Origin of the sequence: Solitalea lacus, from assembly GCF_022014595.1 — a bacterium.
Lineage (GTDB): Bacteria > Bacteroidota > Bacteroidia > Sphingobacteriales > Sphingobacteriaceae > Solitalea > Solitalea lacus.
The window spans coordinates 2,626,938-2,648,170 of the sequence record NZ_CP091740.1 but is presented as its reverse complement, the minus strand read 5'-3'; the positions used below and the strand labels follow the sequence as shown (position 1 = coordinate 2,648,170).

Sequence of the window (21,233 nt, the reverse complement as noted above, 5' to 3'; positions counted from 1 at the left end):
TTCAAGTTGATATTTCACTAAACGTCGGAGCCATTAATGCTTGTTCACTTCGTGATATGCCTATTTCCGTTGCCAGTTTCTTCCAATCTGCTACTATTGAGTGCACTTCATCAATAATGTTGTTCATTTCATTTTGGCCTAACCTAAAATATTCCTCGACACTTTTAGCTAATTGAATATCCAATGCATTGCTGTCCATATCGATATTCAATGCCAATCCGTCCTTATTCGTGGATGGGTTAATGTCAAAAGCAGGGGCTAATCGCCAACCATCATTATTAAGAATAAAACCATGGTTCCGCAAATGGTCATCCGTATTGGAAATGAGAATATTGAAAACAATTCTTCTACAAAGTTGATGCAGGTCTTCATCAACATGACTGCCTTAGAACTGAATAAACTTCACAATATCTAAATACGATGGAATATCATCGCGGATAAGCTCTTCATTCTTTCCGGTCATGGTCATGGCTGAAGCGTTCATACAATTCTCTATCAAAACGCTTGGTAAAAAACGTTTGATGCCGGCCTGCAATATGCTCTAATCTCGATTCAGCCATGGTAATACCTGCATTAACAGCCAGTCGATAGGCTAAATATTCCCAAGACGCTTTATCTATTGTATCATTCTTTGAAGGAAATTTGGCAATCCACGGCTGTCCATCTTCATCAAGAATATTAGCTTTGGGCCTTGCACCACCAAGGAAGATTCCTTCCTGGAAGTACAGACCGTTTTGAATTGCGTTTACTGAATTTGCCATACAATATATATCACCTTGAAGACAAATATATAAAAAAAACTATAGATTTGTAACGAAAAAATCGTTATAATTGCATTCAATAATACCAGTTGCCAATTAAAAAGCAAACCAAAAACGTGAAATACGTTTTATAAAAAACTACGATATGTTAATCAGATTTATAGTCGAAAATTTTCTGTCGTTCAAAGAGGAAACAGAATTTAACATGTTGACCGGAGACGTCAGGCGTCATCCTAATCATGTTTACCGTTTTGCAAACGTAGACCTAGTAAAAAGCGCCGTCATCTATGGTGCAAATGGTGCGGGAAAATCAAATTTGATACTGGCCATCAATTTTCTGTCCGAAATAGTGAGAGAAGGATCGATCGATACATTTGATAACTTCGCATTTAAGCTATCTGAGGACATCAAGCCATCCACTCTTGAACTGGAATTTTTGATAGACGGAACCGGCTATTCCTACGGAATGACCTTTCATAATAACATTATACAGGAAGAATGGCTCTATCTACTGAATTTTGGTAAAAAAGACGACGAACTTGTATTCGAAAGAGCAGTTGACGATCAAAAAAGAACAAAGCTGACCGTCGCACCCAAATATCTTAAGACTCAAAAAGACCGCTTACTGATGCAACTCTATGAGGAGGATCTTCTGGAACCTGAGGTACCTTTTATATCTCTGGTCAAGGATAAAAAGTTCAAGGAAATAAATAATGCATACAAATGGATAGAAAAAGGACTGGTTGTTATTTTACCCGGCATGCAGTATGCTGGACTGACCTACAGTTTCATCAATGATGATGATTTTAAGTTATTTACAAATAAGTTGATATGTAAATTCGACACAGGAATAAAAGAGCTTGACATCCAAAACCTTGATTTTGATACATATTTCGGGGAAGATAATAAAGCCGAAAAGGAGCGTGTATTGAAATTGATCAGATCTGGTCAAATAGAGCGTGTTGGAGACAACAAGAACGCGATAGCCATAATCGAGGAAGGAAAGCCTGTCATTAAAAAAGTCGTTTCCTACCACATGGCCCCTTCTGGAAGAAAAGTCGTATTCGAACTTTTCGACGAATCTGATGGGACCTTGAGATTGATCGATTTTATACCCGTATTATATATGCTTGAGAAATTTCCTGTAACCGTCATGATCGATGAGATGGACCAAAGCATACATCCCTCGCTTCTGAAGGAATTTATCGGACAGATACAGGAAAACAATAACAAGGTTGGACAATTAATCATTACTACACATGAGTCCAACCTTCTGGACCTTGACCTATTTAGACAAGACGAAATCTGGTTTGCAGAAAAGAACAAAGAGGGTGCTACACATTTATATCCTCTCAGTGAATACAATGTGCGGCCAGACCTGGATATTAGGAAAGGATATTTATCAGGAAGATTTGGTGCAATACCGTTTTTAGGAGATCTTAAGAAGTTAAGATTTAAGGATTATGGCGAGGAATAAGAACAGAGAATACAAAAAGGGCAAACATCATCGGGATTTTCGAAAATTTGTCATTGTCGCTGAGGGGCAACGTGAAGATGAATATTTTAATTTTTTTGGAGAACTGAACAGACGTGTTGTTGTGGAAATCGTTCCACGGGAAGAAGGAAAATCGGCCGCCAAACATTTGCTTGAACGCTTGGAAAATACGACGATGAATACGGAGTTGAACCTGAGGATTTCGTCTGGTTTGTTTTGGACGTGGACCGTTGGCCACGCAAAGAAATTGACGACCTGCATCAACATTGCGAGCACGAAGCAAATTGGTCACTGTCTATAAGCAATCCTTGTTTCGAGGTATGGTTGCACTATCATGTATTAAAGACGATCCCTGCGAACCTGGATTCTGCCAAGAAATTAAAAGCGAACTTGGCAAATTTGGTAATTGGAGGTTACAACAGGGATAAGTTCGCAAATCTTCTTGATACTGCAACAGAGAATACCTCAAATATGGATATGCATAAAGATCATTACTTCCCTGAAAAGTTTGTCAGCAAAGTATATCAACTGGGTGACACACTGCTTTCTTTCCTCGGTAATAATTGGAAAGCGCAGTAGTGAATCAGATGGCCAAAGAAAAATTACTATCAATTAAATGCCTTTTACTATCCTATATCTATCCCTAGACCCTAAAATCTAATACTTTTGAACCGTGCGTTGGATAACCGCTACTCATTTGTCACTTTTAGCAGAGGAAAGACGTTGCGAAGAATTACTTCCTCGGATTATTCAAAAACTTATTATTTCCTCAAGCAAGGAATTCCCTATCCTCGATCTACCCATCGGAGATAGTATTTTTAAGCCAGGATGGGACGGTTATTGTAAAGTTTCTGAAGCTAGCTTATTGTTACCTAAAAATGAATCTTTCTGGGAATTTGGAAGAAATAAAGATTACATAAGCAAATTCAAGAGCGATTTCGAAAATCGAAACAGCACAACAACGAGCCAAATAAAAAAAGATTCCACGTTTGTATTTGTTACTCCAAGACGTTGGAGCAAGACCAACAAAGTTAAAATTCATTGAAACTTTAACGAGTAAAAATGAATGGAAAGAAATCTTAATCTACGATGCAGATAATTTAGAATTATGGTTAGACCAGTGCCCTGCAGTTGCTTTATGGCTCGCTCGTGAATTGAAAATCCACACAGATGATATAAGTAGTGCTAGGGAGTACTGGGACAATTATACGCATTTAAAAGATAAGTTATTCACCCCTGAATTTATAATTGAAGGTCGAATAGATCAACAAAATAAAATACTAAAATTCCTGACCGGAGACTCTGGAATTCTGGAAGTACAGGCATCTTCCAGACAGGAAGCAGTTGCTTTCTTGATTGCTTGTATGTCTATCAACAGTTCTTTGATTCAAGAGACTTACTTCAATAAAACTGTAATTGTAGAAAACAAGAAAGCTCTCAAACTATTGTTGCAGCAGCATTCTGACCTGTTCATTATTTATATAAATGAACTATCTGAATCACACTCCATTACTGCAAATGGTAACCATATTATCTCTGTGATTAACTTTGCCTTTACTGCTTCTTATTCAGGAGTTACGCTTCCATTCCCGAGAATGGCAGATTTTTTAGTGCGTCAGGCATGTTTAATAGCTCTAGGGTGCAAGTCCCGAACACGCTTTGTAGTGGGAAGTGTTAGCCGACGGCAAGGGTGTCCTTCGCGAGAAGGAATCTGAAGGAAGCCCAAGGCAAACTCTCGAGCCTACGAACAGAAACTGTATAAGAGGCAGTCATGGCAGGATAAGATTGCTAAAGAAATCAAAGTCCCACACTACACAGATGCCATGAATGTATATGCAGAGGCTACATGAGAGGAAAGCGATTAGACTTACCCTGAGAGATCTGATAACAATCTGGCAGCGGGAGAAGCGCAACCTAAAGCGGAAACAGCTTGCAGGGATGCAAGCACTGGTGTTATCAGAAGTCAGCAGAAGCCATAGTATTCCAAGTAATGTTGGGAAAAGGGCTGAATGTTAAAATTGGCAAGGAAACAGCTAAATCATTTGAAGCGAAAAAAAAAAAAGCCGAAACACGTAAGAGAACTGTCTGCATGAGGAAAGGTCGGAAACCGAAAGTAGACTGCAGAAGGAGCTTAGCAGAAAATGAAAGAAACTGACGGAATTGCCCGAATGCGCTATCGGTTAAAGTAATGCTAGAGAGAATATTCGACAGAAGAAACCTTGAAAGAGCCCTTGTTGCCGTAGAACGCAACCAAGGGGCAGCGGGTATTGACCATCTGCAGAGCGATGAACTTCGCCCCTATGTAAATGCCCACTATCAAGCCCTACTGAAAAGTATACTCCAAGGCACTTATGAGCCACAACCCGTGCGGAAAGTAGAAATACGCAAACCACAGGGCGGCAAAAGGATGCTAGGAATTCCTTGTGTAGTGGACAGGATGCTGCAACAAGCGGTCTCCCAATGGCTAATTCCGCAATACGAACAGGAATTTAACGAAAACAGCTTTGGTTTCAGGCCTGGTAAGAATGCCCATAAGGCAGTAATGACTGCCCAAAAGTACCTTAACACAGGCCGGGAATGGATAATAGAGCTGGATTTGGAGAAATTCTTCGACAAGGTAAACCACCAGCAACTACTGGGTTTACTAAGTAAGAAGATTGCGGACAAACGGACCCTAAAACTAGTCAGCCTTTACCTGAAAAGCGGCATAATGGAAGGCGGAGTGCTAAGCCCTCGCAGCGAAGGTACCCCTCAAGGTAGCCCGTTAGCTTTACGTACACACTCACAAACATTGACTTTGTTAAGCGACTTGTGATTAAAAGAGGAAGATTTTAGTTTTGGATATTTCATAAAAAGTATTATTTTTATGATAAATGAAAAGATCACCGAATTCGGAATTGGCGGAAAGAATCAATCAGGCGCATGCCTTATTGGAGCAGCGGAAGCCGTATACAAATATTGTAGAGCAGTTGATGGAAACCTATGGTGTGTCCCAAATACAGGCCTATCGTTATGTTCAGCAAGCCAAAGCGCACAAGGAGAAGTTAACCATTCCGGAGCGTTCAGTGGTCTTTACAGTAAAACTTCCGCCCAGTCTGATCGGTCGGGTAAGGGAATTTGCAGTCTCTCAGGGGACTTCAATCAGCAAAATAGTCAGGGCGGCATTGGAAGAGTTTTTAGCAAAAAAACAACACTATGGCCAAAAAGGAGAGGATCGCTAAGATATCGTTCTCCTATGACCGCTTGTGGGAGCAAAAACTCACACAGGTCTACCATCTTCTCGTCCCAGGCCAGTCGGAAATCATTTCCTCAGCAAATTCTATTAATCAACCCATAGAAGATCAGGTATATGAAAACTGCAGCCATTTATACGCGAGTATCCTCCGATCAGCAGAAGGAGAATAAAACCATCGACAGCCAGGTAGATGCTTTATTAGAATTTGCCAAAGAAAACGGTTATGTGGTCCCAGAAGAATATATCTTTAAAGATGAGGGTTACAGTGGAGCGATTTTGGTTCGTCCTGGATTGGAAAAAGTGAGAGATCTAAGTGCCGAAGGACAAATACAAGCTGTTTTGGTCTATAGTCCCGATCGTTTGAGCCGGAATTATGCGTATCAGGTGGTTTTAATCGACGAATTTCATTCCTGTGGTATAGAAGTGATGTTTGTTAATTCGCCCAAAGCCGAAACGCCGGAAGAGGCCTTGTTGCTACAGTTTCAGGGGATGATTGCAGAATACGAACGGGCAATGATCAAGGAACGCTCCAGGAGAGGGAAACGGTTTAAAGCTAAATCAGGGAATGTAAGTGTCATGTCTGGTGCCCCTTATGGGTATAAATACATAAAAAAAACAGATGCAGCAGCTGCCTACTACGAAATTAATGAGCAGGAAGCTTCTGTAGTAAGGGAGATATATCGTTTATACACCGATGACTTTTGTAGCATAGGTGCAGTGGCAAGAGCCTTAACTGCCAAGCAGGTTCCTACTAAGAAAGGGGCAACCATATGGGAACGCTCAACCGTTTGGGGCATACTAAGAAACCCGGCCTATTGTGGCAAAGCTTGTTTTGGTAAAACAGAAGCTAGCCCAAGGCAAAAAGTCATAAAGCCATTGAGAGCAAAAGGTGGTTACAGTTCAAAAAATAAATGCACTAAAGAAAAGCCCAGAGAAGAATGGATTGAGTTATCCGTTCCCGCTATTGTGTCACAGGCGACCTTTGATATTGCACAGGAACGATTAAAAAGCAATAAACTTCATGCGCAAAGAAACACAGTTGTCTTATCTCTGGTTCAGGGAATGATGGTTTGTAGCGAATGTGGTTATGCGTTGTATAGGACCGCAACTACAACTTCGGCAAAAAACAAGATCTATTATTATCGTTGCTTTGGCTCAGATGATTATCGGTTCGAAGGTGGCAGAAAGTGTACGTGTAAGCCGATCAGACAGGATTATCTGGACAGGATTGTATGGGAACAGATCGTAGCCTTATTACAAGACCCCACCCTAATTCAACGAGAAGTAGAGAAACGGGTAGCGGAAACTAAAAATACAAGTCCGTTACTTCATCAAAAAGCATCGTTTGAAAAGCAACGGGGAAAGGCAGTTCAAGCAATGGATAAATTACTGGATGCTTACCAGGAAGGCCTAATCCCAATCGCTCAGTTAAGAAAAAGGATGCCAGAGCTTCAGAAAAGGGTTAACACTATAGAGAAAGACCTGGAACAGTTGAAAGCGCATGAGCTGGCTTTAGATCAACGATTGCAGTTGCTGGACGTTGCGAGCTTTACCAACCAAATTGATCAAAACCTGCACCAATTGGATATAAAGGAGAAAAAGAAGATACTCAGACTGCTTGTGAAGGAAATAATTGTAGGGGATGATTTGATAGATATTAAACATTCAATTCCATTAAAAGAGGCTGAAAATGAAAATAATGAAAAAAGTTACCAATTGTGTACGAAGAGTGAGAAGCCCATTGCTTTCCAACATCATTTTAAATGAGCTGGACAAGGAGTTGGTAAAGCGGGGACATAAATTTGTGCGTTATGCCGATGATTGCAGTATCTATGTACAAAGTAAGAAAGCAGCCCAAAGAGTAGCTGCCGGAATCATAGAATACATAGAAAAGGAGCTACTACTAAAGGTAAACAGGGTAAAGACGAAAATCAGCCGACCCTCCAACAGCTACCTGCTTGGCTTCAGCTTTTATAAAACAAAGAAAGGCTGGCAGATTAGAATAGGAGAACAGCCCTTCCAAAGGGTGAAAGAAAAATGTAAAAGGATAACCCAATCAAGTAACCCCAGCCCAGAAGCAAACAAGCTTAAAAAGCTCGATGAAATCATCAGAGGCTGGGTAAACTACTTTAAAATCGCCAATGCGAGAAGTAAAATGGAGAAACTTGATGAATGGTTAAGAACCCGATTGCGAATCAACACCTGGAGGAGATGGAAACGGATACGAACCAAAGTCTCCAACCTAATAAAACTCGAAGTAGGAAAATCATTGGCCTATCAGTGGGGCAACACAAGTAAAGGTGCAGCCAGAGTTGCACACAGCCCCATTTTACTTAGAACGCTGAATATCAGCTACTGGAAAAAGAAAGGCTATTGGGGTTTTCAGCATTATTATTGTCAATGGCAAGCCGATGGGCAACCGTCGTTATTTTAACAAACCGCCGTATACGAGAACCGTACGTACGGTGGTGTGAGAGGACAGATAGGGAAATAATCCCTATCTTCCTACTCGATGAACAACTTAATAAAATAGGTTTCGCAAATCAGGACATCTACACCCTAGCCTCAAAATGCGGAAGAAGCCATTCCGTATTAAGAAGAATGCTTACGGATAAAGCTGGTCGAACAAGTTGGTCTATCCAACCAACAGTTATTGAATTACTTCCAATATTTTTTGTACAAAGATTTGATGATAAAAAGGTGACAAAGAAATAATTAATTGTTTGTACTCCGGTGGTTATGAGCAATATAAAATAATATTAAAGAAATGGTCATTACTGGAGGACCTCCGGTTACTGATCGATTAAAGTTGATATCTTGCGATTTCGATTTAGCATCCTCCCATGAACAAATTCAAATTTACCAGAAGGGAATTGTATGATTATATCTGGAAAAATCCCTTAACTTCATTAATTTCTATCTATAATATTTCATATTTAGAACTGAAACAACTGTTAAATAAGTATGAAATACCTGTACCTCCTAATGGATACTGTTCTAAATTAAAAGCTGGTCAAAATATTATCCCTACCCCTCTTTCTTCAAATTTTAAACTTGAAGATGTAAGAATGGTGGCTCACTATGCTCCAGATTATCCACTCAACTGTAGGTAAACTAAAATCGCAGCTGCTACAGTCATAATAATTAAGGCTGTGAAACCTAGTACGTTTGAGGTTCTTCCATTTACATTTTTTCCCATTATTTTTTTGTTGTTAGAAATATGAAGAATGATCGCAATTAAAACGGGGGCAGTTAATCCATAAAGAATAGCGGTATAAATTAAAGCCTTAATAGGCGAAATGCCAACGTAATTCAAGGATAGGCCAAATATCAGAGAAATAGCAATGATGACATAAAAGGCTTTTGCTTCATGAAATTTTTTGTCGAGCCCCTCTTTCCAACCAAAGGTTTCGGTAAATATGTATGAAAGGCAACCACTCAATACGGGTATGGCTATAAATCCTGTGCCGATGACCCCGATGGCAAAAAGAAGATAGGCCAAATTGCCGACTAAAGGTTTTAATGCCATAGCTGCTTGCTCCACGGTATCAATCTGATGAATACCCCCATTAAACAAAACGGTTCCAGTTGTAAGAATAATAAAATACATAACAAAGCCTGAGAATGTCATTCCAAAATCTACATCTTCTTTCATGTCATGGATTATCTTTTTGTTCACCATCAGATGTTTTTTTTTATGCTGCATTTCTTCTACTTCAACAGATGCTTGCCAAAAGAAAAGGTATGGGGAAATGGTGGTGCCAAGTATGCCAACAAGAATGGCAATAAATTCTTTGTTAAACTTGAGAGTTGGAATGAATGTCGCTTTAAAGATTTTCATCAAATCCTGTTCATACAAAAACGGAACAATAAAATAGACCAACATCACAATGCACAAGTATTTAAGAACAGAAGCGATTTTTAGATAGGGTAAATAAATGATTAGCCCTAAGAGTATAATGGTAAAAACAACGCTAAAATATGTAGCATCAATTGCTGGGAATAAAAGATTTCCTACAGCACCCATCCCGGCAATATCAGCACCTATATTCATTACAATTGCTGGAAAACTAAATAGCAGCATTAGATATAAAATCGGTCTAGGGTAATGTTTTTTTAGCGTTCCTGTTAAACCATGACCAGTCACTAAGCCAATACGTGCACACATTTGTTGAATAGCAGCCATAAGTGGAAAAGCAACAATAGAGGTCCATAATGTTGAAAGTCCGTAAGCAGCACCTGCTTGGGAGTAAGTTGCAATGCCAGACGGATCATCGTCACTCGCCCCTGTTACCAGGCCTGGCCCAAGCAGTTTCCAGAAACTAAGGAGTTTGTTTGAATGCTTTTTCATTTTTTTAGGTGAAAATGTAATCAAGATAAGCAGAAAAGAAGTGTTAGTATTATTTTCATGAAAAGTTATCAGCCTATGCTAACCCGAAATTTTATAATCAAATTAATGACATTAGTCATATTTTAAAAGATTAGGTTCCTCGATTTTTGCACCCATTAATATTTATAATCAATTGTTTTACAGTATGCCTATTCTGATTTTTTTTATTCTCCATTGGTATTTATCATTATTTGCTCAAACCTTCTTTTTGCATCGGTATGCGGCCCATCAAATGTTCACCATGAATAAATTTTGGGAAAAAGTGTTTTATGTGCTCACTGCTATTTTTCAAGGCTCATCCTACCTTAGTCCCAAAGCATATGGTATTATGCATCGCTTGCATCATGCCTATGCCGATACTGAAAAAGACCCACACTCACCCAAATATTCGGATAATCTGTTCGACATGATGTGGAAAACGAAAACCACTTATTGTGATATTCTTCACGATAAAGTTTCTATAGCTCCTAAGTTCATGAAAGGCGTTCCTGATTGGCCGGCAATGGATCGTTTTGCCGATCGCTGGCTCGTTAGAGTATTATGGGGTGTTTTATATACTCTGTTTTACATGCAGTATGCTACAGCCTGGTGGATGTATTTATTACTACCAATTCATTTTTTGATGGGACCTGTACATGGTGCTATTATAAATTGGTTTGCCCATAAGTTTGGTTATGTAAATTTCAAGGTAAATGATACAGCAAAGAACCTGCTTCCTTTAGACTTATTAATGCTGGGTGAAAGCTATCATAATAATCATCACAAGTTTGGCGGTAGGGCCAATTTTGGAGTAAGGTGGTTCGAGTTCGACCCAACTTATCCTTTAATATTGCTTTTTAATCTGGTCGGAATAGTGAAGCTGAAGAAAAATAATGATCTGAATTACATGTGATTTCTTAAGCAAGGGTCAAGTTTTAAGTACACTCCTATCGGTTAATAGACCGGTAATATTTGCTTTCAAATTCAGTTGGGCATCCGTTAATAGTTTGTAAACATTTAATGATTTTTTGACCTTCATCATTCAACGAAAGCAATTGGGAATATTAACTTGATTAAATTAAAGCCAGCTCTTGCGAAATAAAGTAATCATCAATTACCTCTATTATTAACATTTACATTATAGTTCACAATAGATATTGGGGTGCCCTGTATAATAACTGCTGATTTCCAGCTAGTTAAAAACTTGCAGTTGTCGATAGTATATTGATCTTCTCTGAGATCGCCATCAAATATTGTAAGGCCGCTAATTTTGCTAGGGATTTTATCCGATATAATTGAAGCAACGTAGATTGCACCAAAATATCCATCCGATCGTCCTCGATATTTCAAATAATCATCGGCCTTAGTATTCTCAAAAAATGTAAATGTATAATTCACACCGCCGGCAAGAAATCTAGGGCCACCAGCTGACAAATCAGGCAAATACTCCACAAGTGCAGAATTACCTGAGTACGTTACTTTAAACTCACCTGAAGTGTTACCAAAATAAAATTTATCTGGATTTAAGTCTTTGATCTTTATATGAATAAGCTGATCCAGATTATTATAAGTGAAAGTGATTACCTCCTTACTATCATAGGAATCTGTATAATAAATTTTTGTAGGCCGTTTTCGTTTTGAATGCGATTTATCATAATATATCGTTGCATTAAAAAAATCGCTTCCTGGATTATAAACATGATTTATTTTTTCCGAATGTTGAAAGTAATCAATGTGTATGCTTTCCCCATTATTATATACTATATCTGTTAATCTATTACCCAAGTAACTGAGCTTAAAAAAACCAGAATACGGTGGTGTTGGCGGCTCGGGCAAATACGAAGTCTCTAAAAAATCTATTTGAATAGGTTTAAGATATTTGCAATCCTTGCAATTTGCTTCAGTATTTAAAGAAGTAATCTCTTCATTAAGATTTAACTCCTCTTCTTGCTTTTCACAAGAACCAACCACAAATGCCACACATAGGGGCACTAATAAAATGGAGCGTTTCATGATTTTATATTATAGATATGATTTAAGTGAATAGCTATAAATAATTTAAAATGACAATCCAAGGAAGAAATGCAGTAAAAGTGATCGAGAAGTAATAATGATTTGGAAGATGATAATAACTTAAAGAGCGATCACAGAATGGAATTTACTATTTCTAAATATTAAGCAAATATAAAACAATGTTAATCAATTAGTTGAAGTTTTATTCTGAAATTTTGACCGATTGATTATTGCCTATTAACCAAGGGGTTTATATCCGTAAAAGAACCAGCTTTGTTCTTCAAAATTCTATTATATCGGAGTATCCGAAGGGTCGAATAATGATTTGTCCCAGAACCCGACTCGTTTTATTGCAGAATACAGGTTCTGAGATTCTGCAGGATTTAATGGTATTATTGCTGATCCAATGGAGATGGATTTTGCCTTAAATAGCTTGATCGAGACATTACCTGATTTGAAATTAGCCAATATTTACGGAACAAGCGGCCCTGATCTTACACTATTTGGCCAATTCACTGGCCTTAATAGGAGCTAATTTTGATGGCTGAATAAGTTCAAAAACTATGATCTAACTAATCAATTGTATATATAATCGTGTATATAAGTTGCATTAAATAAGTTAGTTAAGCTTTGTTTTTCTAGAAATATCCTTGACTAAGAAATTAATTATACTTAAATTAAATTATGCAGGGTAATAATGGTATGATTCCTATCCATTTATAGCGCCATTCATAACAGAGATTTCAAGGTCTGCTTAAAATTCTTCTGTTTTTATACTACTTCTTTCGGTTTCATCCCATTTACACTATACGCCCAATAGCCATACTTTTTTTGCTAGTTTTTTATTTCCGGTGGGCGTAATTAAGATAAAAGTTAGACTACATTCAAGCATTGATCACAGATCGAGAAAGCTTCCGTTACAAGATTCAATAAAGTAATTTTTATTTGGCTTTCTCCAATGAGAGTCGTCTAAGTCATCAACTTAAAGGTGTTAAAAGGTTTAGATATCAACTTAATAGTCTCATTATTTAAAATGCAACAGCTATGAAAAAAATTAAAATTACATTAATCGCATTGCTGGTTTTAACTGCGGGCTTTTTTGCCGTACACTGTCAACATGATGACTCAGAAACGATTCCTGTAAATGGACCTGATCAACCTGTTCGTGGTACAGAGATGATAGCCTGTACTAGTTGCAATACTGTACCTACGGCATCTAATGTCTGGTACCATGATAAATCGCACTCCAATGTGGAATGGGAAACGCAGTATAAAACATTAGGATCCCTACTTACAGGCAGGTTTGACTCATTCTTTATGGCCAGTTTTAACTTCGATGAGGCAAATCCTGTTAACATTTCATTTGAAGGCTATGTGTGGTTAAATTCTGTGAACACAAGCGAACCAAATAGAGATGATGGTTGTTTGCTGACATCTTTTGGAACAGCTAACGGACTGACTGAAGAGGCTCAAAATAAGGCAACCCTTAAATCGAAACCAGGCACTGGCAGATATAGTAGCACAGATAACGGATTTTTGATAGACGCTGACTTTACGTTTTTGGGTATAACAAAAACTGTTACAGTTAAAATGTTTTTTGCCCCAAAATATGATATCGGTACTGCATATGCGGCCGGTTTTAATTCAACATTTGATATAAAAAAGGCTGATTTTCTACCCAATGATACTAATATAGGCGATGTTGTTAGGATCAAAATCAATAGCCTGATGAGAAATAAAAAGTAAATATCAGACTTATGAAAAAGAAATTTATCTATGTGATAGTAGCACTTTTCTGTGCTTCTGGCGGTCTTCATGCATGTTATTATGACACGGTGGCCTCGTTTGAAGGGCTTCCTACAAACGTTAGTCTGAAAAACGATGTTCAGCCAATTTTTGATCGCGACTGCAACATGTCCGGTTGTCATGATAATAAACCAACTCATGCACCAAGTTTAGTCCGGGAAAAGGCTTACAATGATTTAATTTCCGGCGGTTATGTAAATACCACAGATCCTGCAAATAGCGTACTGTATCTATCCATCAATGGCGGAGGAATGCCTGCTGGACGTGCGCCGTTAAGTGATAATGATAAAAAAATTATTCTGGCATGGATAACAGAAGGAGCTAAAAACAATTAAAAGTTTTTAAATAAATCGATATGAAAAATTTAAATTCTACTATATATAGCAAGGCCTTCCGAGTGCTATTCACAACTGCTTTTATGCTCATAACACTACCATCATTCGCTCAGGATGATTCAGTTAAAGTAGAGGATAGTGGAAATAAACCAGTTCGTTCTACTTTTGAAAGCACTTGGATTATAGATAATCAGACCACATTTGTCCCTCAAAAAGGGACATTGGAGTTCATGATTAACCACCGGTTTGGAACAATTTACAATGGCGTCAGTGATCTCTACGGTATGTACGGAGCAGGCGCCAATATCCGGCTTGGCCTTAATTACTCACTGTGTGATAATATTGGTTTTGGTAAATTCAAAGGCAGTGTTGCCGTTGGACTTGGATCTACCAAAACTGGTATGGTGCAAGACATTAACCTGAAATATGGTTTTCTTAGTCAAACCCGGAATGGGAAAATACCTATAAGTATGGCGTATTATTTTGATATGGGTATTTCAACTGAGGATAAAACAGATGAACTGCCTAATGGTAATTCGTCTGACAGGCTTTCATTCTTTCATCAGATTATTATTTCCCGGAAATTTAATGATAAGTTTTCTGCTATGGTGGCTCCAAGTCTTTCGCACTTCAATGTGATTGATCCGAACATGCAAAATGATCATTTTGCTGTTGCCGTGGCAGGTAGATACAAAATTTCACCACAAACGTCCATACTCGTAAACTATGATCAACCCCTTACAGAACATACCGATAACAATCCCCAGTTTAATTTAAGTACAGGTATAGAGGTGGCTACGAGTGCACACCAGTTCCAAATTTTCATTTCGAACTTTCCTTTAATTGTACCACAATACAATAATGTGTTCAATCAACCTAACTCACAACACAAATGGTATCAGGATTTGTATATCGGGTTCAACATTACCAGGCTGTGGAGCTTTTAAAATAATGAATGCATATGAGTAATCTAAGCAGAAAAAAATTCTTGTTCTCGGGCTTAAGTCTCGCAGCTGTTATAGCCTTTTTTAAATGGGATAATCCACCCAAAAAAGAGAAAACTACAACCGCAAAGTTTTTAACGCAGGATGGCAAGTTAGTCGAAATTGACATAGATAAGTTACCCACTACCGGCAAAGTTGCAACAAAGGAAGATGTGCAAAATTGGGTTAAAAAATAAACAACGATACTTATGGTCGATTTATCCAAAATAGTTCCATTAAGCCCGATTCAGCGGAGAGATTTTATTAAGGGTGCGCTGCTGGCAGGTTTAGCAGGATGTACCCCTCATGATCCTTTTACCAATGAAGCTAAGAAGGAAAACGTACAGCCTTCTGGTGAAATGGTAAAGCTTCTTTCTACCACAGGGGAAATTATCGAAGTTGACAAAGCTTACTTAAAGCCCACCGAGGAAATACCATCCATTTCCAATATGGCAGAAAGAATGGGAATTGAGGGTAAGAAATTTGTGATGGTAATCGACTTATCAAGGTGCCGCAATCTTAAAAAATGTCAGGAGGCCTGTAACCATGCTCACTTTGTGAGTGACTTTCAAAACTGGATCAAAGTGTACCCAATGCAGGATGCTGAAACCACTGCACCTTTTTGGCAACCCACCACCTGTATGCATTGTGATGATCCGCCGTGTGTAAAAGTTTGTCCAGTGGATGCCACATTTAAACGTCAGGATGGAATAGTAGGCATTGATGCGGATCGGTGTATTGGCTGTCGTTTTTGCATGGCAGCTTGTCCATACTCTGTCCGTGTATTCAATTGGGATAAACCCATAATTCCTCAAGCAGTCAAAGATTTGCCATACTCTATAGAAACCAGTTGTCCTCCTAAAATTGGTACCGTATCTAAATGTGATTTCTGTCCGGATATGGCCAGAAAAGGAGAATTACCGCATTGTGTTACAGCTTGCCCCAACGGTGTTTTTTTCTTTGGCGATATATATGAAGACACTGTAACCAATGGATCGGAGACAGTTCGATTCAGTGAGTTAATTCGAGATCGTTCAGGCTATCGATTAATGGAAGAACTGGGTACAAAACCAAGCGTCTATTATTTGCCGCCGGTTGATCGATTGTTCCCATTTAAAAATGAACAAAACTCATGAGCTCAACTAAAATAACTTCGGATTTACTACCCCAAAAGTTTGGAAAAACTGGTAGGATCTGGACGGCCTTCCTGATACTGCTTTGTTTAAATGGATTATATTGTTACTATAAGCAAGTCACCTTGGGTTTAGGCATTACCGGCATGCGCGATTATGCATCCTGGGGAATTTACATTTCCAATTTTGTTTTTTTTGTGGCCATAAGTTTAGTGGGTTCCCTTATTACCGCTATTTTTCGGCTTACGGGTGTTGAATGGCGTACTCCTTTAACACGCATTTCAGAAATCATTGCCGTGTCGGCGATCTTATTTGCATCCATCATCATTATTGTGGATATGGGGCGCCCGGAAAGATTCACCCATCTCTTTCTATATGGTCGATTGCAGTCACCTATCATGTGGGATGTTATTGTGATCACCACCTATCTTACCATTAGTATATTGTTTCTATATTTTCCGCTGCTGCCGGATATTCCCATCTTAATTAAGAATAGCAAACCAGGAAGCAGAGTTCAAAAATTTTACAAATTCATTGGGTCTTTTTGGAAGGGTACAGCTGCACAATTTAAAATAAGCGAAAATGCCGTTAAAATAATTTCGGTCATGATCATTCCTGTTGCTCTGGCCATTCACACCGTTACTTCATGGTTGTTTGCCACCACCTTTCGCCCTGGATGGGACAGTACCAACTTTGGTGCATATTTCGTCTCTGGTGCATTTTTAGTGGGTGCAGGTGGCGTAGTGGTGGCCATGTATGTGTTTAGAAGAGCCTATAAACTGGAGGCCTACATCACTGACAAACATTTTAACAACATGAGTAAAGTCGTGGTGATGCTGGCTCTTTTGTATTTGTATTTCAATATCAATGAATACCTGGTTCCAGCCTTCAAAATGAAAAAGGCAGAGGAGCATCATCTGCACAGCTTGTTTACAGGACATTTCTCTGGTTTGTTTTGGTCTGCCATTATATTAGGTATGATAGTTCCGGTTGTGGTGCTGTTATTTCCAAAAGGAAGAAAACCATTTCCAGCATTTTTGATGGGTATTTTAGTAGTGATTGGCGCATGGTTTAAGCGATTTTTAATTGTTACACCAACCATGCTGAGCCCATTTCTTCCAATGTATGATGTTCCGGAATCTTACCACCATTATATCCCCACATGGGAAGAGTGGTCTATCACCATTGGTTCACTGGCCGGAACATTGCTCATTATTACCATTTTTACACGCTTGTTCCCCATTATTCCTATTCATGAAACGATTGAAGAAATGGAACATAGTAAACCTGAAAAAACATGAAGCAACTCAACCATTTAACCGGACTGATTGCAGTGGCATTATGCTTGATAACCTTTATGACGCATGCCCAAGGTAAAGCTAAAAGTACCATTCAGATTTATCTTGCCTATTCCCAAGTGAACAATGATCTACCTGTTATTAAGGCATCAGCAAAAATTAAAAAAGAGAAGTTTGTACCTTTAGAAGGAGTTTATATTAATCTCTTTTTTAATACAGAAACCTCAGCAGGGTTTATGGGAAGAGTAAAAACCAACCTCCTTGGAGACGGGTATTTAGCTTTGCCTATGCGATTTAAAGCCCAATGGGATACAGCGGCCAATTTTAAATTTATTGGTACGGTTACTCAGGACAAGCGTTTTGAGACTCAATCCTCTGAATTGGAAATAACAAAAGCAAAAATTGAACTGACCCTCGATGAGGTGGATAGTGTTCGTTCGATACATGCAAAAGTTTTAGCCATCCAACCTGATGGTAAATGGGTGCCGGTGCCTGAAACCGAAGTTAAATTGGTAGTAAGAAGATTACTAAGCGACTTGACGGCTACAGAAGAAGAGTCCTACACTACAGACTCCATTGGAGGAGAAGTATCAGCCGATTTTAACCTCAGTATACCAGGTGATTCTAAAGGCAATATTATTGTTGGAGCGAAAATTGATGATAATGAGTTGTATGGAACATTAATAGCGGTAAAAACTGTAAAATGGGGTACACCGTTTGTTCAGGATAATAGTTTTGCAAAAAGATCATTGTGGGCCACACGCGATAAAACGCCCCTTTGGTTGCTTATTTTTCCTAATCTCATTATTATATGTGTTTGGGGAATTATCTTTTATCTTATCTATCAGATTACGCGACTTATTAAGCTTGGAAAAGCAAAGGATACTGTTTAGTTGAAAATTGAAACTCTTAAAAAATCTAAATATTATGAAAGCAAATTTGATTGGAGTAATAATGGTTGGTAGCGTTCTTCTTTCATTTACGTATTATCAAACCAAACCTTGGGTCGTGCCTGAAAAGAATGCAAAGATGGCCAATCCGGTGAAAGCTGATGCCGCATCACTTAAGACTGGCAAAGAAATGTGGACTAAGCATTGTGCATCTTGTCATGGTAAAACCGGAGCAGGCGATGGAACCAAGGCGGCATCATTAAAAACGACTATGGAAGATATAACTTCAGCAGGTGTTCAAAAACAATCTGATGGGGAATTATTTTACAAAATTACAGCAGGTCGTGATGAAATGCCTTCCTTCAAAAAGAAAATTACTGATCCAGAGGATTTATGGTCAATCGTTAATTATATGCGAACCTTCAAAAAATAAATTATCAAAGCAATACTCCAATAATAAGGGGATATCTTTATTGGTATTCCCTTTTAATTGATGTAAAACCAGACAACTTTATCTTCAGTAGCGATAGTTTAAGCTTCCTGAAGCTTGGCTATATCCAGTTTTCTCATCTGCAACATAGCTTGAATAGCTTTTTGTGATTTTGCAGGATCTATAGAATGAAGCAGTTGAGGCAAAATAGTTGGTACGACCTGCCATGAAAGTCCATATTTGTCTTTCAACCATCCGCACCTACTCTCTTCTCCCCCATTGGCAGTTAATTTATTCCAATAATAATCAATTTCATCCTGTGAATCACAATTGATAACAAAGGATACTGCTTCAGTAAACTTAAACTGTGGTCCACCATTAAGGGCAACAAACTCCTGATCTTCCAAGGTGAATGAAACTGTTAGAACAGAACCAGGCTTGCCAAGACCACCCTCTCCCCAATGATTAACGGTTCCAACTGAAGAGTTTTTAAAAACTGAAACATAAAAGTTAACGGCTTCTTCTGCTTGATCATCAAACCATAAAAACGGTGTGATCTTTTTTGGGTGGTTGTTTTCGATTTTCATCTCAGTTGTTTTTATAACTACACAAACTTAATTATCTAAGCTTATTATTTATGGCGGTGGGAACGACAGATAAAGGGTTGATTGAGACAATCTTTTTCAAGCTGCTTTTTCAGCATTGATCGTGTCCTTTTCTTGCTTATTATTAAGATATATATAAGTGAGAAGTGGTAAAATACTTATTTGCAAGATAAAAAACACTAATGAACTTAGACCCGTCAGCTTATGGTTTTCATTAAATATAAGCATTTGATTACCTAATGGTCCTTGAGAAAGAATAACTATGTGTGCAAGGTTCCAACCTAAATGCAAACCAATAGGTAAATAAAGGGAATTAGTTTTAGTAAATGCATATGCAAACATCATCCCCCATATACTTGTCATAAAGAAGATAATTAACATTTGTTGCCAATTGCCCAATACTCCAAACGAAAACCAATGGTAAATACCAAATGCAATGGCTGACAAAAAACAAGCCCTTTTTATTCCAATCTTTTGAATTGCAATGTAAAGTAAGGCTCCCCTGAAAATTAATTCTTCAAACAAAACGGAACTAAGTGTCCACCAAAAGCTATTCAGGAAAACGAAGAAAGTAAAGTTTGGGTTAAGAACAACATTGCTTTTACTTAAAATAGCTAGTGTTCCAAAATGAAGGAAGCAAATAATTGCGCCGCAAACTAGGCCTAAACTAAAATTATTAAGCCTCTTGAGGGTTGGAATAATTCCTAAGGCGTTTAAGTTTCTTTTGTAAGCAAGCCAAAGTATAAACCATGAAAATAATAGTAAAACTAATATTCCAACCATTTCTGAAGCTTAAAGCGGTAGTTGAAATTAGAAATTATTTACAGCAACCTTCAATACCACTTTTTTAACATGGGTAGATTTTTCATTTTTGATGCAGGGCATATGTAAATCACTTGGGAAATAAATGGCAAACATACCGCTCTGCATTAACGTGAAATATTTAGGTTGATTTGCTGCTAGCAGAAAATCCTTTTCCTCATCATATTCTTTAAAAATCGGTTGGTTAGTCAGTATGTCGTGGCCAACTAATTCTTCTCCGCTAATCCAAAACTGAATATCTATGTATTTCCGATGTGCTTCCATTTTTTCGTTGGCGGCATCAATGGTTTCATATTCATTTACTATAGCAAATAACTTTTCGCCTTCAATTTCATATTTTCCGGTTTCAATGTTGCTGAAGTCGGTATTAACAAGGTAGTTGAATCCTTTAATAAATAAATCTCCTAATGGGTAGTATCTTTCAGCGTTAGATAATTTATCAATAATCATAGTTGGTGTTCTTAAGGTTCAAAGTAAATCATAATTAAATTGTTTCTTAGTTTTTAATTAAACATATTTGACAAAACCACATTCCGGTTATTTATTTTATGAGTCTTAGAAAAAAGATTTTATACGGTTTTTTGGCCGTTATTGTCATTATTCAGTTTATTCGACCTGCTAAAAATCAATCCGATGGTATATCTGCCAATGATATAAGTAAGCATTATTCAGTTCCGGTTGACGTTCAAGAAGCACTTAAAACGGCATGCATGGATTGTCATAGCAACAACACTGTTTATCCATGGTATGCCAATATTCAGCCGGTTGCATGGTGGTTGCAACATCATGTGGACGAGGGAAAGGATGAGCTTAATTTTTCAGAATTTGGGGCCTACTCTCCCAAAAAGGCAAATCATAAATTAAAGGAAGTAATTGAATCACAACAAGAGGGTTGGATGCCTATTGACTCCTACACCTTTCTACATAAGGATGCTGTGCTTACTCAGCAGCAAAAGGATGCGATTGTGAACTGGGCCAAAGTAATTCAACAACAGATTAAGTCGGCAAATCCAGGGGTTGATTTTACTGAAAAGAAAAAATAATTTGATAGGATGAGG

27 protein-coding genes are annotated in these 21,233 nt (G+C 38.1%); 20 read left to right on the top strand and 7 right to left on the bottom strand.

Translation table 11 applies throughout. From position 1 onward, the window contains the following. Position 1: 1 nt before the first annotated feature. Positions 2–325 carry a HipA domain-containing protein gene (locus L2B55_RS18870; RefSeq protein ID WP_255696577.1) on the bottom strand — a complete coding sequence of 108 codons (324 nt, stop codon included), beginning with the start codon at positions 323–325 and terminating at the stop codon, positions 2–4. A gap of 121 nt (positions 326–446) precedes the next feature. Continuing rightward, complete coding sequence (locus L2B55_RS18865) at positions 447–761, bottom strand: HipA domain-containing protein (RefSeq protein ID WP_255696415.1); 315 nt, start codon at positions 759–761, stop codon at positions 447–449. 145 nt (positions 762–906) lie between these two features. On the opposite strand from L2B55_RS18865, the gene L2B55_RS11295 reads away from it, so the two are divergent. From L2B55_RS11295 to L2B55_RS11250, 10 genes are all read left to right on the top strand, one after another. Next, the gene (locus tag L2B55_RS11295; RefSeq protein WP_237845605.1) at positions 907–2,238 is read left to right on the top strand and encodes an AAA family ATPase; all 1,332 of its coding nucleotides are present in this window, start codon (positions 907–909) and stop codon (positions 2,236–2,238) included. Beyond that, complete coding sequence (locus L2B55_RS11290) at positions 2,225–2,557, top strand: hypothetical protein (protein ID WP_237850322.1); 333 nt, start codon at positions 2,225–2,227, stop codon at positions 2,555–2,557. Before L2B55_RS11295 ends, L2B55_RS11290 begins: the two co-directional genes overlap by 14 nt. Next, a complete protein-coding gene (locus tag L2B55_RS11285) occupies positions 2,479–2,835 on the top strand; it encodes an RloB domain-containing protein (protein WP_237850288.1) in 357 nt (118 codons plus the stop codon). Before L2B55_RS11290 ends, L2B55_RS11285 begins: the two co-directional genes overlap by 79 nt. Positions 2,836–2,929: 94 nt before the next feature. Continuing rightward, entirely contained in the window at positions 2,930–3,301 is a 372-nt protein-coding gene (locus L2B55_RS11280; RefSeq protein WP_237845604.1) for a hypothetical protein, read from the top strand. Continuing rightward, positions 3,246–3,971: a hypothetical protein gene (locus tag L2B55_RS11275; protein ID WP_237845603.1), complete on the top strand. Its 726-nt coding sequence runs from the start codon at positions 3,246–3,248 to the stop codon at positions 3,969–3,971. Before L2B55_RS11280 ends, L2B55_RS11275 begins: the two co-directional genes overlap by 56 nt. A gap of 473 nt (positions 3,972–4,444) precedes the next feature. Further along, positions 4,445–5,071 carry a reverse transcriptase domain-containing protein gene (locus L2B55_RS11270; protein ID WP_237845600.1) on the top strand — a complete coding sequence of 209 codons (627 nt, stop codon included), beginning with the start codon at positions 4,445–4,447 and terminating at the stop codon, positions 5,069–5,071. A 58-nt stretch (positions 5,072–5,129) separates the two neighbouring features. Then, entirely contained in the window at positions 5,130–5,477 is a 348-nt protein-coding gene (locus L2B55_RS11265; protein ID WP_237845599.1) for a ribbon-helix-helix protein, CopG family, read from the top strand. Positions 5,478–5,605: 128 nt separating this feature from the next. Then, entirely contained in the window at positions 5,606–7,258 is a 1,653-nt protein-coding gene (locus L2B55_RS11260) for a recombinase family protein (protein ID WP_237845597.1), read from the top strand. Then, the gene (locus tag L2B55_RS11255; RefSeq protein ID WP_237845596.1) at positions 7,191–7,925 is read left to right on the top strand and encodes a group II intron maturase-specific domain-containing protein; all 735 of its coding nucleotides are present in this window, start codon (positions 7,191–7,193) and stop codon (positions 7,923–7,925) included. The genes L2B55_RS11260 and L2B55_RS11255 overlap by 68 nt, the downstream gene beginning before the upstream one ends. 409 nt (positions 7,926–8,334) lie before the next feature. Next, positions 8,335–8,604 carry a hypothetical protein gene (locus L2B55_RS11250; protein ID WP_237845595.1) on the top strand — a complete coding sequence of 90 codons (270 nt, stop codon included), beginning with the start codon at positions 8,335–8,337 and terminating at the stop codon, positions 8,602–8,604. On the opposite strand, the gene L2B55_RS11245 is transcribed toward L2B55_RS11250, so the two are convergent. Then, complete coding sequence (locus tag L2B55_RS11245; RefSeq protein ID WP_237845594.1) at positions 8,583–9,842, bottom strand: NRAMP family divalent metal transporter; 1,260 nt, start codon at positions 9,840–9,842, stop codon at positions 8,583–8,585. The genes L2B55_RS11250 and L2B55_RS11245 overlap by 22 nt on opposite strands. Before the next feature lie 184 nt (positions 9,843–10,026). Here L2B55_RS11245 and L2B55_RS11240 point away from each other — a divergent pair, with 184 nt between their 5' ends. Then, positions 10,027–10,773, top strand: coding sequence for an acyl-CoA desaturase (locus L2B55_RS11240; protein WP_237845592.1), 747 nt, complete (start codon positions 10,027–10,029; stop codon positions 10,771–10,773). 197 nt (positions 10,774–10,970) lie between these two features. Here L2B55_RS11240 and L2B55_RS11235 read toward each other — a convergent pair whose 3' ends face one another. Beyond that, positions 10,971–11,873 (bottom strand): hypothetical protein, encoded by a 903-nt coding sequence (locus L2B55_RS11235; protein ID WP_237845591.1) that lies wholly within the window; start codon positions 11,871–11,873, stop codon positions 10,971–10,973. Between the two features lie 1,044 nt (positions 11,874–12,917). Between L2B55_RS11235 and L2B55_RS11230 the strand changes: the two genes are divergently transcribed. The 8 genes from L2B55_RS11230 to L2B55_RS11195 are packed head-to-tail and all read left to right on the top strand — an operon-like array spanning position 12,918 to position 18,751. Further along, positions 12,918–13,619, top strand: coding sequence for a YceI family protein (locus tag L2B55_RS11230; protein ID WP_237845590.1), 702 nt, complete (start codon positions 12,918–12,920; stop codon positions 13,617–13,619). An 11-nt stretch (positions 13,620–13,630) separates the two neighbouring features. After that, positions 13,631–14,014 (top strand): hypothetical protein, encoded by a 384-nt coding sequence (locus L2B55_RS11225; RefSeq protein ID WP_237845589.1) that lies wholly within the window; start codon positions 13,631–13,633, stop codon positions 14,012–14,014. Between the two features lie 20 nt (positions 14,015–14,034). Then, the gene (locus L2B55_RS11220; RefSeq protein WP_237845588.1) at positions 14,035–14,961 is read left to right on the top strand and encodes a DUF5777 family beta-barrel protein; all 927 of its coding nucleotides are present in this window, start codon (positions 14,035–14,037) and stop codon (positions 14,959–14,961) included. A 14-nt stretch (positions 14,962–14,975) separates the two neighbouring features. Continuing rightward, entirely contained in the window at positions 14,976–15,194 is a 219-nt protein-coding gene (locus tag L2B55_RS11215) for a hypothetical protein (protein ID WP_237845587.1), read from the top strand. A gap of 12 nt (positions 15,195–15,206) precedes the next feature. Beyond that, positions 15,207–16,133, top strand: coding sequence for a 4Fe-4S dicluster domain-containing protein (locus L2B55_RS11210; RefSeq protein ID WP_237845586.1), 927 nt, complete (start codon positions 15,207–15,209; stop codon positions 16,131–16,133). After that, the gene (gene nrfD / locus L2B55_RS11205) at positions 16,130–17,431 is read left to right on the top strand and encodes an NrfD/PsrC family molybdoenzyme membrane anchor subunit (protein ID WP_237845584.1); all 1,302 of its coding nucleotides are present in this window, start codon (positions 16,130–16,132) and stop codon (positions 17,429–17,431) included. The genes L2B55_RS11210 and nrfD overlap by 4 nt, the downstream gene beginning before the upstream one ends. After that, on the top strand, positions 17,428–18,321 hold the full coding sequence (locus tag L2B55_RS11200) for a hypothetical protein (RefSeq protein WP_237845582.1): 894 nt from the start codon (positions 17,428–17,430) through the stop codon (positions 18,319–18,321). The genes nrfD and L2B55_RS11200 overlap by 4 nt, the downstream gene beginning before the upstream one ends. A 34-nt stretch (positions 18,322–18,355) precedes the next feature. Continuing rightward, positions 18,356–18,751 (top strand): c-type cytochrome, encoded by a 396-nt coding sequence (locus tag L2B55_RS11195; RefSeq protein WP_237845580.1) that lies wholly within the window; start codon positions 18,356–18,358, stop codon positions 18,749–18,751. 98 nt (positions 18,752–18,849) lie between these two features. Here L2B55_RS11195 and L2B55_RS11190 read toward each other — a convergent pair whose 3' ends face one another. From L2B55_RS11190 to L2B55_RS11180, 3 genes are all read right to left on the bottom strand, one after another. After that, positions 18,850–19,335, bottom strand: coding sequence for a VOC family protein (locus L2B55_RS11190; RefSeq protein WP_237845578.1), 486 nt, complete (start codon positions 19,333–19,335; stop codon positions 18,850–18,852). A gap of 96 nt (positions 19,336–19,431) precedes the next feature. Beyond that, positions 19,432–20,136, bottom strand: coding sequence for a CPBP family intramembrane glutamic endopeptidase (locus L2B55_RS11185; protein ID WP_237845576.1), 705 nt, complete (start codon positions 20,134–20,136; stop codon positions 19,432–19,434). Positions 20,137–20,163: 27 nt separating this feature from the next. Beyond that, the gene (locus L2B55_RS11180; protein WP_237845574.1) at positions 20,164–20,625 is read right to left on the bottom strand and encodes a NanQ anomerase/TabA/YiaL family protein; all 462 of its coding nucleotides are present in this window, start codon (positions 20,623–20,625) and stop codon (positions 20,164–20,166) included. Positions 20,626–20,723: 98 nt separating this feature from the next. On the opposite strand from L2B55_RS11180, the gene L2B55_RS11175 reads away from it, so the two are divergent. After that, complete coding sequence (locus L2B55_RS11175; RefSeq protein WP_237845573.1) at positions 20,724–21,218, top strand: heme-binding domain-containing protein; 495 nt, start codon at positions 20,724–20,726, stop codon at positions 21,216–21,218. The last annotated feature ends 15 nt before the right edge of the window (positions 21,219–21,233 follow it).

Bases quoted from the DNA above. Each gene is read 5' to 3' on its own strand.
- L2B55_RS11180 (WP_237845574.1), bottom strand. From the start codon at position 20,625: ATGATTATTGATAAATTATCTAACGCTGAAAGATACTACCCATTAGGA.
- L2B55_RS11210 (WP_237845586.1), top strand. From the start codon at position 15,207: ATGGTCGATTTATCCAAAATAGTTCCATTAAGCCCGATTCAGCGGAGA.
- L2B55_RS11270 (WP_237845600.1), top strand. From the start codon at position 4,445: ATGCTAGAGAGAATATTCGACAGAAGAAACCTTGAAAGAGCCCTTGTT.
- L2B55_RS11220 (WP_237845588.1), top strand. From the start codon at position 14,035: ATGAAAAATTTAAATTCTACTATATATAGCAAGGCCTTCCGAGTGCTA.
- L2B55_RS11230 (WP_237845590.1), top strand. From the start codon at position 12,918: ATGAAAAAAATTAAAATTACATTAATCGCATTGCTGGTTTTAACTGCG.
- L2B55_RS11255 (WP_237845596.1), top strand. From the start codon at position 7,191: ATGAAAAAAGTTACCAATTGTGTACGAAGAGTGAGAAGCCCATTGCTT.
- L2B55_RS11225 (WP_237845589.1), top strand. From the start codon at position 13,631: ATGAAAAAGAAATTTATCTATGTGATAGTAGCACTTTTCTGTGCTTCT.
- L2B55_RS11235 (WP_237845591.1), bottom strand. From the start codon at position 11,873: ATGAAACGCTCCATTTTATTAGTGCCCCTATGTGTGGCATTTGTGGTT.
- L2B55_RS11245 (WP_237845594.1), bottom strand. From the start codon at position 9,842: ATGAAAAAGCATTCAAACAAACTCCTTAGTTTCTGGAAACTGCTTGGG.
- nrfD (WP_237845584.1), top strand. From the start codon at position 16,130: ATGAGCTCAACTAAAATAACTTCGGATTTACTACCCCAAAAGTTTGGA.
- L2B55_RS11240 (WP_237845592.1), top strand. From the start codon at position 10,027: ATGCCTATTCTGATTTTTTTTATTCTCCATTGGTATTTATCATTATTT.
- L2B55_RS11200 (WP_237845582.1), top strand. From the start codon at position 17,428: ATGAAGCAACTCAACCATTTAACCGGACTGATTGCAGTGGCATTATGC.
- L2B55_RS11175 (WP_237845573.1), top strand. From the start codon at position 20,724: ATGAGTCTTAGAAAAAAGATTTTATACGGTTTTTTGGCCGTTATTGTC.
- L2B55_RS11215 (WP_237845587.1), top strand. From the start codon at position 14,976: ATGAGTAATCTAAGCAGAAAAAAATTCTTGTTCTCGGGCTTAAGTCTC.
- L2B55_RS11250 (WP_237845595.1), top strand. From the start codon at position 8,335: ATGAACAAATTCAAATTTACCAGAAGGGAATTGTATGATTATATCTGG.
- L2B55_RS11195 (WP_237845580.1), top strand. From the start codon at position 18,356: ATGAAAGCAAATTTGATTGGAGTAATAATGGTTGGTAGCGTTCTTCTT.
- L2B55_RS11185 (WP_237845576.1), bottom strand. From the start codon at position 20,136: ATGGTTGGAATATTAGTTTTACTATTATTTTCATGGTTTATACTTTGG.
- L2B55_RS18865 (WP_255696415.1), bottom strand. From the start codon at position 761: ATGGCAAATTCAGTAAACGCAATTCAAAACGGTCTGTACTTCCAGGAA.
- L2B55_RS11265 (WP_237845599.1), top strand. From the start codon at position 5,130: ATGAAAAGATCACCGAATTCGGAATTGGCGGAAAGAATCAATCAGGCG.
- L2B55_RS11290 (WP_237850322.1), top strand. From the start codon at position 2,225: ATGGCGAGGAATAAGAACAGAGAATACAAAAAGGGCAAACATCATCGG.
- L2B55_RS11260 (WP_237845597.1), top strand. From the start codon at position 5,606: ATGAAAACTGCAGCCATTTATACGCGAGTATCCTCCGATCAGCAGAAG.
- L2B55_RS11295 (WP_237845605.1), top strand. From the start codon at position 907: ATGTTAATCAGATTTATAGTCGAAAATTTTCTGTCGTTCAAAGAGGAA.
- L2B55_RS11190 (WP_237845578.1), bottom strand. From the start codon at position 19,335: ATGAAAATCGAAAACAACCACCCAAAAAAGATCACACCGTTTTTATGG.